General features: G+C 68.8%; 21 protein-coding genes. 1 reads left to right on the top strand and 20 read right to left on the bottom strand.

Annotated features, from left to right (window positions below):
- Positions 1-118: 118 nt before the first annotated feature.
- The 20 genes from AQJ27_RS44865 to AQJ27_RS60340 form a co-directional block, all read right to left on the bottom strand.
- Positions 119-595 (bottom strand): hypothetical protein, encoded by a 477-nt coding sequence (locus AQJ27_RS44865; RefSeq protein ID WP_067382890.1) that lies wholly within the window; start codon positions 593-595, stop codon positions 119-121.
- Positions 595-1074, bottom strand: a complete 480-nt coding sequence (locus tag AQJ27_RS44870; protein WP_067382894.1) for a phage tail tube protein — start codon at positions 1072-1074, stop codon at positions 595-597. Before AQJ27_RS44870 ends, AQJ27_RS44865 begins: the two co-directional genes overlap by 1 nt.
- Before the next feature lie 68 nt (positions 1075-1142).
- Entirely contained in the window at positions 1143-1475 is a 333-nt protein-coding gene (locus AQJ27_RS44875) for a hypothetical protein (protein ID WP_067382897.1), read from the bottom strand.
- A 10-nt stretch (positions 1476-1485) separates the two neighbouring features.
- Entirely contained in the window at positions 1486-1896 is a 411-nt protein-coding gene (locus AQJ27_RS44880; RefSeq protein WP_067382898.1) for a hypothetical protein, read from the bottom strand.
- Between the two features lie 13 nt (positions 1897-1909).
- Positions 1910-2317 carry a DUF6093 family protein gene (locus AQJ27_RS44885; RefSeq protein ID WP_067382901.1) on the bottom strand — a complete coding sequence of 136 codons (408 nt, stop codon included), beginning with the start codon at positions 2315-2317 and terminating at the stop codon, positions 1910-1912.
- Positions 2317-2946 (bottom strand): hypothetical protein, encoded by a 630-nt coding sequence (locus AQJ27_RS44890; protein ID WP_067382904.1) that lies wholly within the window; start codon positions 2944-2946, stop codon positions 2317-2319. Before AQJ27_RS44890 ends, AQJ27_RS44885 begins: the two co-directional genes overlap by 1 nt.
- A gap of 11 nt (positions 2947-2957) precedes the next feature.
- Positions 2958-3323 (bottom strand): hypothetical protein, encoded by a 366-nt coding sequence (locus tag AQJ27_RS44895; protein ID WP_067382906.1) that lies wholly within the window; start codon positions 3321-3323, stop codon positions 2958-2960.
- A gap of 70 nt (positions 3324-3393) precedes the next feature.
- Positions 3394-4731, bottom strand: a complete 1338-nt coding sequence (locus tag AQJ27_RS44900; RefSeq protein ID WP_067382907.1) for a major capsid protein — start codon at positions 4729-4731, stop codon at positions 3394-3396.
- 1 nt (position 4732) lies between these two features.
- The gene (locus AQJ27_RS44905; RefSeq protein WP_067382909.1) at positions 4733-4921 is read right to left on the bottom strand and encodes a ribosomal-processing cysteine protease Prp; all 189 of its coding nucleotides are present in this window, start codon (positions 4919-4921) and stop codon (positions 4733-4735) included.
- Positions 4918-5652 carry a hypothetical protein gene (locus tag AQJ27_RS44910; RefSeq protein ID WP_067382913.1) on the bottom strand — a complete coding sequence of 245 codons (735 nt, stop codon included), beginning with the start codon at positions 5650-5652 and terminating at the stop codon, positions 4918-4920. Before AQJ27_RS44910 ends, AQJ27_RS44905 begins: the two co-directional genes overlap by 4 nt.
- A gap of 90 nt (positions 5653-5742) precedes the next feature.
- Positions 5743-6780, bottom strand: a complete 1038-nt coding sequence (locus AQJ27_RS44915; RefSeq protein ID WP_067382916.1) for a hypothetical protein — start codon at positions 6778-6780, stop codon at positions 5743-5745.
- A gap of 1 nt (position 6781) precedes the next feature.
- Positions 6782-8164: a phage portal protein gene (locus AQJ27_RS44920; RefSeq protein WP_067382920.1), complete on the bottom strand. Its 1383-nt coding sequence runs from the start codon at positions 8162-8164 to the stop codon at positions 6782-6784.
- An 18-nt stretch (positions 8165-8182) separates the two neighbouring features.
- Positions 8183-9802: a hypothetical protein gene (locus AQJ27_RS44925; RefSeq protein WP_067382923.1), complete on the bottom strand. Its 1620-nt coding sequence runs from the start codon at positions 9800-9802 to the stop codon at positions 8183-8185.
- Entirely contained in the window at positions 9783-10238 is a 456-nt protein-coding gene (locus AQJ27_RS44930) for a phage terminase small subunit (RefSeq protein ID WP_067382926.1), read from the bottom strand. Before AQJ27_RS44930 ends, AQJ27_RS44925 begins: the two co-directional genes overlap by 20 nt.
- A gap of 200 nt (positions 10239-10438) precedes the next feature.
- Complete coding sequence (locus AQJ27_RS53645) at positions 10439-10963, bottom strand: HNH endonuclease (protein ID WP_079065759.1); 525 nt, start codon at positions 10961-10963, stop codon at positions 10439-10441.
- Positions 10964-11462: 499 nt separating this feature from the next.
- Positions 11463-11648 (bottom strand): hypothetical protein, encoded by a 186-nt coding sequence (locus AQJ27_RS44940; protein ID WP_067382932.1) that lies wholly within the window; start codon positions 11646-11648, stop codon positions 11463-11465.
- Between the two features lie 14 nt (positions 11649-11662).
- Complete coding sequence (locus tag AQJ27_RS44945; RefSeq protein ID WP_067382935.1) at positions 11663-11962, bottom strand: hypothetical protein; 300 nt, start codon at positions 11960-11962, stop codon at positions 11663-11665.
- On the bottom strand, positions 11956-13218 hold the full coding sequence (locus AQJ27_RS59540) for a hypothetical protein (protein WP_079065761.1): 1263 nt from the start codon (positions 13216-13218) through the stop codon (positions 11956-11958). The genes AQJ27_RS44945 and AQJ27_RS59540 overlap by 7 nt, the downstream gene beginning before the upstream one ends.
- Positions 13219-13256: 38 nt before the next feature.
- Positions 13257-13655, bottom strand: coding sequence for a phage tail fiber protein (locus tag AQJ27_RS56915; RefSeq protein ID WP_067382938.1), 399 nt, complete (start codon positions 13653-13655; stop codon positions 13257-13259).
- Positions 13648-13779, bottom strand: coding sequence for a hypothetical protein (locus tag AQJ27_RS60340; RefSeq protein ID WP_268814635.1), 132 nt, complete (start codon positions 13777-13779; stop codon positions 13648-13650). The genes AQJ27_RS56915 and AQJ27_RS60340 overlap by 8 nt, the downstream gene beginning before the upstream one ends.
- A 79-nt stretch (positions 13780-13858) precedes the next feature.
- On the opposite strand from AQJ27_RS60340, the gene AQJ27_RS44965 reads away from it, so the two are divergent.
- Complete coding sequence (locus AQJ27_RS44965; RefSeq protein ID WP_159064574.1) at positions 13859-14395, top strand: hypothetical protein; 537 nt, start codon at positions 13859-13861, stop codon at positions 14393-14395.
- The last annotated feature ends 1 nt before the right edge of the window (position 14396 follow it).

A 14396-nucleotide genomic window follows, 5' to 3' on the forward strand; every position in this document is an offset into this window, starting at 1 on the left:
CATAGCGGCTCACCGGGGGCAGGCTGCGGGCGGCCGAGGAGGATGCTGCGCGGAATGCCCCAAGCCCGCGCCGCTTCAACTTCCCGCCGGTACGGGAGGCGGTGATCCCGCAGGCGGGCTACGAGAAAGGGATCGGCGACGGCTCCTCGTTCACCGCGAGCGCCGTCGCGAAGAGCATCCTGGCGGTGCCGTCGTTGACTACGTCCAGCAGCCTGTCGACCTGCGCCGGCGTCAGCGACGGCTCGACACAGCAGGCAGCGAGAACCGCGGGCAGGAACGTGCCCGCGTCGTAGGGCTCCTTCGAGTCCTTCGGCGCCGGATGAGCGGCGAGCAGGTTGCTGTAGGCGCGGTGCCCGAGCGCCCGAAACCGGAACTCGACCGCCGTCTCCCGCACCCGCTCCCGGGCCGCAGCAATGCGCTCCTGAAGCTCGAACGCCGGGTTCGTCTCGCCGAGCGACGTCGGCTGCCACTCCCCCAGCTGTCCCAGCTCCGCCTCCAACGCCTCCAACTCGGCGCCCGCGTCGCCCGCAAGGCACACCGGAACGGTGACCTCGCGAGGCGACGCCCCTGCCAAAAGCTCCGAGATGTCCGGCATCAGGCGACGACAGCCCGCGTCGCCGGGTCCGACGTGACCTTCAGCGGCGCCATGAACTTCGAGACCTCGTTGGCCGCCGGGGCGATGTTCTGCGCCTCGCCCGCCGCGACCGGGTACACCTCGACCTTGTCGCCGGTGGCGAACGCGGTGGCGTAGGCCACGCCGCGGCGCACGATGACGAAGCCAGTCGCGCCATACGTCAGCGTGGTGTACGGCTGGTCCTCGGTCGGGGTCGAGCCCCGCTTGAACGTCAGCTCGACCGTGTAGGAGCGGCGGCCGGGCTGGTTGGTGGTGAACGTGCTGGCCAGCGACGACGTGTCGACGTCCGCCGTCGCCGGGTCGGCCTTGAGGCCGTCCGGGGTCAGCCGGGTCGTCCAGTCGTTCGCGGCGGTCAGCTCCGCGACCGTCGGTGCGCTCAGGTTCGCGATGCTGGTCGCGAACGCGACCTTCGTGTTGCCATCGCTGATCAGGTCAGACATGAACCCTCCTCGGGGGCATGAAAAAAGCCCCGGTCAGCGGGGCGGGGCGAGACTGGGGGCGGGCAGGGTCAGATGCGCAGCGCGGCGACGGTCACCGACGTGACGGCCGAGTAGCCGACGCTGGCCTGCTGGTTGATGTCCGCGTGCAAGGACGAGTCGATGGGGCCGATGAACTTGTCGGTCGCGTTCGCGACGGTGACGATCCGATCCGGCAACGTCAGCCCCTTGACCTGGTTGGACTGCGTCGTGATGGTCACGGTGACCGGGCTGGCCCCGCCGTTCTTCACGTGCAGGAAGATGTTGGACGCGCCGAGCGGGATCTTGTCGCCGCCGCCCGCGGCCGTCGAGTAGGTCGCGGCCAGACCAGCCGCGGTGATCGACTGAAGGCTGAGAACTGCCATGGTGATCTCCTCACTGAGGGATTGAGCGCAGCCGGTACCGGGCTACGGCGTAGTAGTTGGGGGGTGTTACGTCGTCGTCCCTTTGCACCGGCTGACCGTCGAGGAACTCCGGCCGCCAGGACACGCGCCCAGCGACCGTGATTCTCGCCGCGAGAGCCGCCATGGCCCGGTCCGAAACAGATGCCGCCTGCTCGGCGGTGAGCCCAACACAGGTGAGCTGGACCTCGCCGACGAAGTCGACAAGGTCATCAGCGAGTGATGCCGCCACCGCACGCCCCGGAGTCGGGTAGAGCACCGTGTACGGCTGGGTGGCCGTCGGTACGACGCCCGGGGGCGCCCCACCGAAGTAGACGGTCAGATCGGCCCCGGTGAGAGCTGCGGTGACCGCATCGACGTGAGGAAGAACAGCGGGAGTCGTCACGGGCGGCCTCCCGTCACGTGGCGCCTTCGACGGTGATCCGCCATGCGGTCGCCGTGCTGCTGAAATCGACGGCCATCACCGCGAACGGCTGGTCGACGAGCCGGGTATCACCGGACGCCGTGATGACGACCGCGTCCCCGACCCGCAGGTTGTCCGTGGCAAGCGACGCGAACGGCAACGCCAGCTCGTAGCGGGCCACGATCGTCAGCCGCTCCCCCGCCTCCTCGTTGCGAGGAACCCGCTGGGGCTTCAGGCGGCACGCACCCGAATACAGGACCGTCGGCGTCCCCGGTGTGAGGACGCTCGTAGGGCGGTCCAGGGTCGACGCCCCGGGCCGGCTGATCGTGCAGGTGTCCACCAGCAGCTGATCGTGTGCGGCGCGGCCCGCCGCCAGCAGCGGCTGAATGTCGATTGCCGTCATCACGTCACCGGTGCCACAGAGAACGACCGTCCGCGGTACACGCGCAGGGCCTCTTTGTGGTCCGCGGTCAGCAGGGCCCCGCCGATGGTCTCGGAGGCAAACGTCCGCTGATAGTCGTCGATCGACTCCGACCGCAGGCCCTGCGGGTTGGTCATGTTCATCTGCGCCAGATCCAGCACCACGTCGACGACGTCGTCCGGGACCTCGGCGTAGCCGTGGCTGTAGGTGACCCGGACCCGCTGGGCCCAGATCCCCTGAGGCCGCATGAACGGCCAGCCCATCAGCCGGGTCGGCGCCCACCACGCCTCGCCGCGGGTCAGCTCGGAGCCGATCCGGGTGAAGTCGCGGCCCTCGATGGCCGTGTACTCCTGATCGGCGATCCCGAACAGTTCCACGACCGTCAGCGGGTGCGTGTCGTCGACGACGACGGGCCGCTGCGGCAGCCGCAGAATCCGCCCGTTCCCGGGCAGGGTGACCGTCTCGTTCTCCACCAGGGTGAACTGCTGACGACAGTACTTCCGGACCCGCGCGGAGGCCCGGCGGATCGCCATCGCCGCCTGCGCCGGATCCAACGACCGCTGCAAGGCGGCCTCGAGATCCGCCTGCGTCGCGAGAGGGGTCGGGGACATGCGGGCCCCCTCTACTCCTCGGCGTCGGCCAGGGCCGTCAGCCGCTTCACCACGGTCGACCGCGGCTTGTCCTTCGCCTGCTCAGCCGCCAGGGCCTGCGCCGCACGCTCGCGGTCGCCGTCCACCCACGACATGAGGTCGTCGATCGTGCCGTCCACCGGCGGACCGTCGCCCTCTTCCTGCTGCTCGGGCTCGGCCGGGGGCTCCTTCGGCGCCTGAGGCGGCTCGGGGTCCGCCTCCAGGATCTCCACCGATCCCTCGGGAGCGTTGTCGGCGAAGTGCCGGGCCTGATCGCCCTCCAACTCCGCGTCCTTATGGAACGTGGTGACCGCATAGTTCCAGTACGCGGTGAACTCCTCGAGCACGCGCACGCGCATGACTCATCTCCTTCGTGAAGGCCCGCCGGCGCGGACGGACAGGGATGCGTCCGCGCCGACGGGAGCCATATCAGGCGTGCTCGATGACAACGCCGCGCTTGTACAGCGCCGCATCGCCCGTGCCCGCATCGGACGGAACACCGAAGTCACCGACCCACGACCAGGTCGAGGAGATGACCTGCTGCAGGCGGTCCTGCGCCGGACGCACCAGCAGGGTGACGTCCACGGCAGGCGCGGCCTGGATGGTGCGGATCTCGGGCACGTCCTCGACGCCGGTTCCGGCGAGGAGACTGTTGGTGCCCTCGAACGGAGCCGCCATCAGCGCGTTCGCACCCAGCACGATCGGCCGGTGCACGAGCAGGGTGCCCGCCGAGCCGCCGTTGGCGATGGTCGGGGCCTCGAGGTTGCGGACCCAGTCGATGCCGGCGAAACGCCCGATGCTGAGGTCCCGGTAGATCGGGGAGTCGATGCGGCCCTGAAGGGCCTGCTTGAAGTCGGAGTCCGCGAACAGCTGGGCCTCGGTGTCGGGGTCGATGTGGGCGACGTAGTAGCCGCCGACGGTCGGGACCGCCATCTTCCGCAGGCGCGCCACGGCGGCCCTGAAGTTCGCGAACGTCACCGTGTTCGACCCGGTCAGGTCGTAGGCGGAGTTGCCGGTCGCCCGGACCGAGATCGGAGCGTTCGCCGCGACCACGTAGTCACCGGCGACGTCGACGCGGGCAGTGCCCAGGGTCAGCGTCTTGGTGCCGAGGTTCACGCCGGTCACCGTGTTGCCGGTGCCCGCGATCGACACGGTGAGCGGGTTGGACGCCGACACGGCGGTCGGGACACCGTTGACCATGACGGTCTCGAAGCCGTCCGTCGAATTGACGATGATCGACGTGTCCGAGGACCCGGCCGTGGTGCACCAGGTCCGGCCGCCCGCGTAGGCCTTGAACAGCTTGTTCCGGGCCACCTGGTTGATGGTCTGACCTGCGTTGATGCCGAGGTTCTCCACGTCGGCGAGGAACTTGCTCGCGAGGGCCATCGAACTGCCCAGCATGTTGGTGTCCATCGAGTTCGCGTACTGGTCCATCGTCACGGACCACTGCTCGATGCTGTACGTGGCCGCCGACGGGTCCGACCCGGTCACCGGAGTGGTGACGGGGGCGAGCAGGCCCTTGCGGGTGAAAGTCTTGGTGTCACCCAGGCCGCCCATCCACGGCTCCGCGTCCGCGATCTGTGGGAACAGGAAGTTCGGCACCAGCGCGTCCCGGAACACGCGGTCGAGCATGCCGTTCTGCAGCATCGCCTGGATGCCAGCAGGCAGGGACGGCCGGACACCAGCGTGCCGGTCGAGTCGGAACCACGGCCGGGCCGGGCCCTTGACGGAAAGCCGCGGACGGGCCGCGGTCAGGCTGGGGGTCATGTCACTCCTCAGTGATCTCTACGGACACCAGGTCCGGGTATTGCTCAGCGACCATCTGGAGGCCGAGCAGTGCGGTTTGGGCGATGGCCGAAACGGCGGCGCAGACGCGACCCCCAGCGGCGTGCTCCTCGTGACCGGCCACCGTTATCTCGGTGCGCCCGTCGCCCAGATGGGCACGGACTTCGATCACACGCGTTGCCTGTAGCCGTACTTGGCGAGCTCCGCGGCGACCTGGTCCTTCGAGGCCTCGAGGTAGTTCACCGGCGCGGGAGCACCGCGCGAGCCCTGGCCGGGGTCCGGCTTGGGCTGCGGCTTCTTCTCGGGGGCCGGAGCAGCCGGCTCGGGCCTGGCCCAGTGCGGCTTACGCTCCAGCAGGTCCGACAGGGCCGTCTCGATGGCGTCCGTGTCGATCTCGCCGTCGGCGTCGACGTACTGGCTGGGGTCACGCATCAGCACGTCCACCGCGTCAGTCGGGTCGGCGAACTCTCCGGCCGCCGCACGGACCTCGGCAGCCACAGCGCGCGCCGTGGCCTTCGCAGCCTGCTTCTCGGACCGTTCGGCCTTCGCCGCGAGCTTCTCCGACTCGGTCCGGTCGCGGTCCTTGAACTCCTCAACCTGGCGGGCGAGGTCGTCGGCGCGCTTCTTCTCCGCGGCCGCGGCCTTCCGGGCTTCCGCCTTCTCGGCCTTCATACGGTCGAGCGCTTTCTTACCCGCGTTGCCGAGCTTGTCGGCGCCCTCGGGCTCCGGCTCAGGCTCGGGGTCCGCCGGATCGTCTGCAGGATCCGGGGCGGGCTCGGGGTCTGCGGGGTCGTCCGCCGGGTCCGGAGCAGGCTCGGGGTCGGACGGCTCGGGGTCGTCGTGTCGGGACAGGTTGAACCAGGCGATCCCGGTTGCCGGGACCTTCTCAATCTCGGTGGACATTGCGTCCGCCCCTTCAGTTGTGGACATGCGAAAGGGGCCCCATTGCGGGACCCCCTGGTGTTGGTCGATGGTCATCCCTGCCGGAAGCGGCTAGGACAGATAGCCGAAGCGCTTGAGCATCCCGATCAGCTCGTCGCGATCTTCGGAGAGTCGGAGGATCTCGCTGGGCGTGAGCCGCGGCGTCTTCAGGTGGAAGCGCGGCAGTCCCTGTTCCACGTCGGCGCGGCCGCGAGCGAACCGTTGGCCCGTGCGCTGCTCCGCCTCGCGGCGCATCTGCTGGAAGAACTCCCCGCGGCGCGTCGTGCCCTCGAGCGTGGCCACGACCTTCTTGCCGTAAGCGTCCAACGTCACCGTCGACCGACCCGCGTTGACGACCTTGTAGATGTCGGCGCCGTTCCGGATCGCCTCAGCGCCGCCGATCGTGAACCGGCGATCCTGCTCAGCGCGCGACAGGCCGTTGAAGAACGACATCGGGTTCACGTGCCGCCCAGGGCGCGCATCGGTGGCGGGAACCCCATAACAAGCGCACCTTTTGTGACGTTGAAAGTCCGCGTTCCACCGGTACCAGCGACCCGCCAGGATCGCGCACCTCGCGCAAGCTCCCGCCCGGACTTGCCGGACGTAGCCCGTCACCGAACGGTTCGCGACCATCGCCACACCAGCCGCGCCGCGGCCCGCATCCGCGACCTCCGACGCGGCAATCCGCAGCAACTGGGCCTGCCCGGCGAGCATCGCCTCCTGCAGCGTCAGGCCGCCGCCGATCAGCGTCTTCGTGCGGATCACCGGCAGGTACAGTAGCGAGTCCAGCGTCCGGCCGTCCGCGGCGACACCCGAAAACGAGCGGGCATCCACACGCGCCGCCTGCTCCAGGTAGTCGTTGCTGAGGCCGTCCATGCGGACCATCGCCTCGATGTACGGCTGGCCCGTGGACGCCGCCACCAGCTGGCCGGCGGACACGGCCCGGACCATCGCCGCACCCAAGCCCTGCAACCAGGACCCGGACAGGTCTGCAGCGGCAAGCCGCTTCCACAGCCGTTCCATCGTGACCGTCGTCTGAATGACGGCCCGCTGCTGAGACCGGCCGTAGGCGTCGACGATGGCCGCGTGGGCCTGCGTTGCAACGGCCACGTCAGCCTCCCGCAGGGGCCTCGAGCGGCTGCGGCTCCGGCTGGGCGGTGGACAGCTGGTGCAGATCCATCGCCGTCATCCGGGTCAGGGCCTCGTCCTGCATGCCCCGCATTCGGTCCCGCTGCACTGCGCTGTAGCCGAGGTCTTCCCATGCCTGCTCGGTCGGCAGGATGCCGCTGGCGTGGAGTTTCACGACGGCGTCGGCTTTCTGTGCGTAGGTCGGAGTCGCCGGGTCCCGCCACACGGTCTCGAGCTTGCCGGTCCGCGGGTCGAGTTTGCCGTCCCGGACCAGCAGGACGAGCCGCATGACGCGTTCCCACGCCTCGCCGAACGCCCGCTGACGCCGCTCCGCGCGCTTCACCAGACGAGCCTCCGACGCGCGGATCGCGTCCGCGGACGGCGGCTGATCGGTGGCCAGGCCGAGGAATGCGGGCGGCAGGCCCGTCAGGGCAGCCACCAGACGCGCAAGAACGTTGATCGTCTCGTGGAAGTTCGACAGCTGCGCCTCGGGGAACTGGCCGAACTTGACGTTGTCGCCCTCGTTCACCCACAGGCGGCCCGCCAGCGACGACATCGCACCGAGCGGCTGCCCGTTCTCGTCGGCGAAGTCGTCCCGGGACATGCCCGTCGCCCACCGGCGCGGCATCGCGTGATACTCCGCGCTGACCATCATGTCCGAGGCGATCTTGCAGGCCGCATCCGAGATCGGAATGACGGAGCGCAGTTCAGACGTGCCGTCCAGGTGGCGCAGCCGCGGCCGGTTCGCCAGCGGGACGACAAGCACCTGGCCGAGCTTGTGCTCGTCCTGCTCAACCGCGGTCCAAGCGCCCTTCTGCTGCTCGAACGTGATCCGCTTGTTCGGCAGATACAGCGTCGCCCACTTCACCGGGGCAGCCCCCGCGGAGGGTTCATCCCACCGCTTGATCGCCGCCATCACCTGCCGGGTACGAGGATCCCGCTCCGCGAACACCTCGAGGGCGGACTCTGCGGTGATGATCGGCGTGGCCTCGTCGTCCTCGTTCGCGCCGATGATCGCGTAAGACCGTTTCAGGGCCAGCGCATCGACGTGGGCCTGCTGGCTGCCCTCGTCCATGTCGGAGGCCTGCCACACCGACCACAGATCCTCCGCCGTGGTCTCACTGTCCGCGTACCGGAAGCCCTCGACGTCCAGCCGCTCATCCAGCGCGTCCACCACCAGTTGCGGCCAGTTGATGACCAGCTGCCGCATCCGGTCCGACAGCTCCGACTGGATCTCCGGCGCTAGATACGACAGAGGCTGCGTGCCCTCGTAGTAGCTGTCCATCAACCGCAGATTCGGCAGATCGTTGTCGTGCGCCGCAATCAGCCGCTTCAGCCAGGCATCCGGCTCGAGGTCGAGGGCCACAGGTCACCCCCGTCATCGTCATCGCATCACAGTCGTCTTCCGGGAGCGCGGCGGCTCGTTGCCGCCCGCCTTGATTGCGTCCCGTCGGGCTTCCCAGGACAGGCAGCCCGCCATGGAAAGGTCGATCTTCCGAGGGGAGTCGTGGCGGTCCTTCTGGATCACCCACATCGGCTTGCCCTCGTCGTCCTTCACTCCGGCGTTCCGCTTCACCGCATGGGCGATGTGCCGGGCGAAGGCGTCGCTGCCGTCGTGCGACAGCTCGCCGCCCGTCATTGCCGTCTTGTACGCGCGCAGGGCGAACGCCATCTGGCGGCGCCGGTGCGTCCACCACTCGGTGACGACCTTCGGGCCGTACTTGCCGGCCCAGCCCGCGATCGTCTCCTCCCAGTAGGCCGGGTCCGCGTAGACGCGCACGACCCGCCACGTTTGCATGGCCTCGTCCAGTACGGCGTTCACCTCGGCCTCGGGGACTTCCCACGATTCGGCCTCCTGCTTGTTCGCAGGCGACTCCCACACCCCGAGCACCCACTGGTGGCCCGTCTCGATGTGGGTCGCGATGAAGCCTGTCGAGTCGCTCCACTTCGACCCGTCGAAGCCGATCGCGATCGCTTCCTTCGCCGGGACGATGAAGTGCGAGTCCGCCAACTCCCGCCAGCGCCCCGGGTCGAACGCCTTCGCTGAGGCGGTTCCGGGCTGGTTCAGGAAGTACCTGCGGGCGTCCGCCGGATCGGTGTCCGGCTCCCGCATATCGCTGGCAATCCGCTCGAGATCCATCCACTTCGCTGCGTCGCCGTACACGAACTCCAGAGCGGGCAGCAGCTGGTCGTCGTCGTGCAGGTCCTCGACATGCGGGGCTTCGCGGTGGTCAAAGAGCAGACCGCCGTCACGTACCCGGCCCGAGGCGACCGCCTTGTGGTACTCGTGCGTCGCCTCCGCCACCGAACTCTCGCCGACCGCATACATCGTCGACGTCTCCAGTGACCACGGCTCGGCAGCACGGCGCTTCACCAGGTTGCGGCGCACCGTCTTGTGCATGGCCTTCAGCTCGGGCAGGACGTACAGGTGCGTCTCGTCGAAGACGCTGAACGTCTCCTTGCCGCCATCCTTCGCGGCGCCGGACGACGTCGACGGGACGATCTCGCCGCCGCCCTCGATGAAGATGCGGCTCGACGTCTGCGCCGAACGCCCCAGGTCGATTCCCGGGAACTCGTCGCCGGCGTATTCGACGAGGTGCTCGAGCATCGCCGTGACGTTGTCGTAGGTGTTGCCGGACTGGTTCTCCTCCGTCGCCAGGCAGCGAATGAAGGGGTACACCTGCGCGCGGCCCACCGGATCACCGGCAGCGTCCCAGCCGTCGAACCTGCACGGCCCCAGCGCCTCGAAGCACACCAGCGCGCCGGCGAGCTCGCTCTTCGCCCTGCCCTTCGGCCGGGACAGGAACGCGCGGTTGACCTTCCGGCGGCCCGTCACCGGGTCGAGCTGGTAGGCCTTGACGATGAACGCGGCCATCTCGTCGTCGATGAGCAGAGGCTCGCCCTGCACGTCGCCGGGACCGTGGCACAGGTAGTGCTCGATCCAGTCGATGGCCTCGAAGCCGAGGGAGACGAAGCGGTCCGGGTCAGCTATCCGCCTGGCCATCGACGACCTTCAGGACGCGGTCCCTGCGTGAGGTTCCACCGCGGGGGCTTGCCGAGCGCCGGGCCACAGGCTCGATGTCCGGCTCGGCTACGGTCCAGCGCAGCCGCACCCGGTCCGCTGCCGTGCCGCCGAGGGACGCCTCGTTCAGCCGGATCTCCGCCAGCAGATCTTTCCTCGGCTCGCCCCAGTACTCCTGCACGAGTTCGGCGAGCATGTGCAGCCGCTGCCAGTCCGTCGGCAGGAACGTCGCAGCTTGCGGGCTGCTGCGCCACGTCTCGTACCAGGCCAGCGTGCGGCTGTCGTAGTCGTGTCCGCCGGGCAGTTCCGGCGTGGGTCCATCCGGTCCGTTCGCCGGGAGGACTGTCGTCGTGACCGCGTCGGCGTTGCGCCGGCGCCGCTGAGACGCATCCTTCGGCAGGGGTCCGTTTCCAGGCATTGTGATCACCTCTGTTGGTGCCGTTGCGGCATCAGACCGACGGCCATTGCGGCGCGCCGGTAGCTACACAGGGTTACGCGATGAAGATCGATTTCCGGGGCCCAAAATCCTGTGACCCGTATGGGACCCGATAGCCCTCCCCGTAGGTCCAGATTCCATGATCCAATGACCCTTTGGCCCCTGGGTCTTGCCCGCCGAGGTTACGCAGCGTGATCCTGCTTGGCGCTGTTGCAACCCAGGCAGCAGGTGCGGACGTTGGCCAGGGTGTGGTCGCCGCCCTTCGATAGCGGCGCCACGTGGTCGACGGTCGGGCTCATCACGTCGAACGGTGAGGCGTCCGGGTCGGTCGGCCGCTCGCACCGGTAGCAGACCCAGCCGTCACGCTCGAAGACCTGGAGCCGGTCGAACCGATGGATGACCGTCGCGCCGGCAAGCTGTGCTCGCTTCACCGCGTCGGTGCTCCAGTCGTAGCTGCCTGTGTGTGCGGCTGCTGGTCCGAACTGCACGATGCGGCGGCAGGCTATGGAGCAGGTGGGCCTGCGGTCTGCCTTGTGTGGGCGTCGTATCGGGGTACCGCAGGCGGTGCACGAGGTGGGGATAGCGGCGTGCCTGTTGGGCTGGTGCTTGCGGTTGTAGTGGGTGGAGCACAGGCCGAGAGCGCGGTACTTGTTCGGGCATCCAGGTTCGGTACAGGTCTTGGTGCGTGAGGGGGTGAGCGTTGGCATGTCGGTCTCCGGGTATGGCGAAGCCCCCGACACCCGGATGGGTCGGGGGCTTCTGCTCGCCGGGATCAGTGGCGAGTGCTGGTGGGTTGGTCAGTGCAGGCCGAAGGTTCCGGGCTGCTCTCGTGCGGTGCTGCTGGCGTGGCAGAGGCCGCAGAGTCCGCGCCCGCGCTTGGGATCGTTGTGGTCGAGCCCTCGTTCGATGAGGTCGCGCTTACTCAGTGGCCAGTGGTCTGCGTGTTCACTGGGTCTGGCGCATGCGGAGTCTGGGTCGCTGCACTGGGGGCAGCCGGGGCAGACGCAGATGGGATCGCGGGCCAGGACTGCCGGCCGGAAGCGGGTCTCGTGTTCTCGTCCGTATCCGCGCTGTCTCGCTGTGCCGCGCCGTTGTTCCGCCTCACGGCGGTGGTCGTCGCACTTCCCACCGCGATCGCTGAACTCGGGGCAGCCGGGTACGGAGCAGACGCGCCAGCCGGTTCGTCGTGGCATGGCGGCCTCCCGTTCAGCTTCGGGGGGCCAGACGGCGGACAGCGGCCTTGGCGAGTTCCCACGTGAAGGGGATGTCGAGTGTTCGCGCCTTGCTGAGCTTCAAGACCGGATGCAGCGAGAGCTTGCCGTCCGTGCTCTGCACCCAGCAGTAGGACTTGCCGAAGAGGACGGTCTCACCCGTGCGCCAAGGGGATTCCATGCGGCGCCTCCGCTTCAGGTGATGCCGAGGTAGCCGGACAGCCGGACGATGTTCTCGGATCCGGGCGGGTCGAAGGACACGTAGACGCGGTAGTCGCCTGCGGCCAGCGTGAGCGCCCCGCCGTCGGGTCCGATGAGGAGTCGGGCCTCGGTGCCGTTGGCCCACGTCCCGGTCTGCCAGTCGCTGGTCACCGGGTTGTCCCGGTTGGAGACGGGGAGGAAGGCGAGCTTGGGTGGGGTGCCGGTGATGTCGACTCCGGCTGGTGCGGTGACGGGGACGTGGACGTACTCGGTCGAGGTGGCGGGGATCAGCACGGTGCGCCTACCTCCAAGTCGTCGGCTTGGGGTGCCTGCACGGTCCAGGTGGGCACGTATGGCTGGCCTGCTGCCCACGGGCTGTAGGGGGCGCCGACAGTGACGTTGATGTCGTCGTGGGTGCCGAGTGTTGTCCCGCTGGCTGTGAGCGTCGCCGTGGCGGCGAGCGCGGCTTGGCCGGCTGCCGCCGTGCTTCCTGCTGCGGTGAGAGTTGCCGCGGCGTTCAGGGCGGCGCCTGCGATCGTTGCTCGGGTGCCCGCCGCTGTGAGGGTGCCTGTGGCGCTCAGTGTGGCGTCTCCGAGTGTGGGCGCCGTGCCGGTGATTCCGCTGGCCGTCAGTGTGGCCGTGGCCGTGAGGGCGGCGGCGGCGTTGTATGCGGCCTGTCCTTGGGCGGTCAGTGCGGCGGTTGCAGCGAGTGCGGTGAGTCCTGGGTGGTCCACTAGTCCGGCGGCTGTCAGGTTCGTGGTCGCCGTGAGGGCTGCGTTGCTGCTGGTGGCTAGCGTTCCGCTGGCGGTCAGGGTCGCCGTTGTGGCGAAGGTCGCCGTTCCGGCTGTGGCGCGGATGCCGTCTGCTGTCAGGCCGGCTGTGGTTGTCAGCGCCGTATCGCCCGTAGTGGCGCGGAGGCCGGATGTGGACAGGGTTGCTGTTGCGGCGAGGGCGGAGGATCCTGCTGTTGCCCGTAGGCCGGTGGCGGACAGTGTGGCTGTACCCGGGAAGGCCGCGTCGCCTGTGGTGCCGGTGGTGACGTCTGCCGCGGTGAAGTCGTCGAAGCGGAGCAGGTTGGTGGATTCGGCTCGGAGGCCGACGCTGGTGCCGGTGGTGACGGCGGTGTCGGTGACGGAGACGCGCTGGACGCCGTTGACGAATCCTTTGATCGTCGAGCCGACGGCCTGCACTTTCGCGATGTCGCCTGCGACGGCTGCCCCGGCAAAGGAGCCGATCGACGTGAACGAGCCGCCTACGACGGAGAAAAGGTTCCAGCTCGTGCCGTCGTTGCGCCACAGGTAGCCCTGGCTGATGTTGCTGTTGCCGCGGCACCACACGCCGTGGCTGACGGCTGCGGTGGCGGCGATGGTGACCTGGGCTGAGTGGTCGTTGGTGGCCATCGTTCCGGCAGCACGGAGGATGATCGTGCCGCCCGCTGAGCCGGAGCTGAGCTGGTTGGAGATGATCGACCAGTCGCCGCTTACCTCGACCCAGTTGGCGCCGAGGTTCGTGCTGTCAGCGCGGTTGAAGTCGTCGGTGATGGTCGTCATGGCGACGTCTCCGATCAGCCGCTACGCCGCCTCAAGGGTCAGGAGGCTTGCGCCCCGAGGCTTACACCCAAAGATTGCAATGTGAATGTGTCGCCCGACGCCCACGCCTTGCTGGCCGTCAGTGCCACCGAGAACAGGAACGTGCCGCCGCTGCTCGCGGTCCATACGGAGATGTCGGTGATGGTCTCCGAGGTGCCGCCGTTGGTCCAGGCCGGGTTCGTGCCGGTGAGGGCGAGTGCGGAGCCGGCGGACGATGCGGCATGCGTGAAGATCACGCGCGTGTTCGATCCGGCGCTGATCGCGGTGGTTCCGGCGGCGCCGGGGTTGGCGGTGTGGAGCTGCGCGTACTGGGCGGCGACGGGCCCGAAGGCGGCGCCCGCCGCCCTGAGCGTGTTGAGCCAGTTGGAGACCAGCGTGGTGGACAGTCCTTCAGCCATCGGTGGGCTCCTCTTCGTCGTTGAGAGGCGCGGCCTCGTCGGTGTCTGCTGGTGTCGGGTGGGGGGCGGGGGTGACTTCGCCGGAGGCTTCGATGGTCAGGGCGAACGTGTGCTCGTCGGCCACGGCGTCTCCTTCGATGGGGCGGGTCACGATCTGGTTCTTGCCGTGTACGCCGTGTGTGCGGGCTGTCATCATTCGCGGCATGTCTGAGCTGACTGATGCGTCTGCCGTGCCGCCGATGCCCGAGAATCCGCCTGCTGCAGGGAGGCGTTGGCCGCGTCCACTGGTGACCGGGCTTGCCGGTCTCGCCGTCGGGGTGGTTGCGGTGGGCCTGGCGTGGGGCCTATCCAGCGGCGGCGGCGCAGGGACATCGCCGGGCGCGAAACCGGTGAAGACCTTCACCATGAAGGGCGACATGAAGCTGGTGCTCAGCCTGCACGAGGCGCTGCAGCAGCTGTCTCAGGGCGGCCAGTGCATGCCACGCCATAGCGGCCCGTACATGGACATCCAGGAAGGCGCCACTGTGACGGTGTACAGCGCCAGCGGAAAGGTCGTTGCGACGGGCGCGCTTCAGCAGGGCGTGCCGAGCGCCACGGATTGCACGTTCCCTTTCACGGCCAGCGGCGTGCCCGAGGGTGAAAAGTTCTACCAGGTAGAGGTCGAGCACTCGGGAAGGAAGCCGGTGTCGGCGCAGAAGGCCCGCCAGGGCGAGGTCCTCATCGAGCTCAAGTCGGGCTGAG

It is taken from the genome of Streptomyces olivochromogenes, assembly GCF_001514115.1.
GTDB lineage: Bacteria > Actinomycetota > Actinomycetes > Streptomycetales > Streptomycetaceae > Streptomyces > Streptomyces olivochromogenes.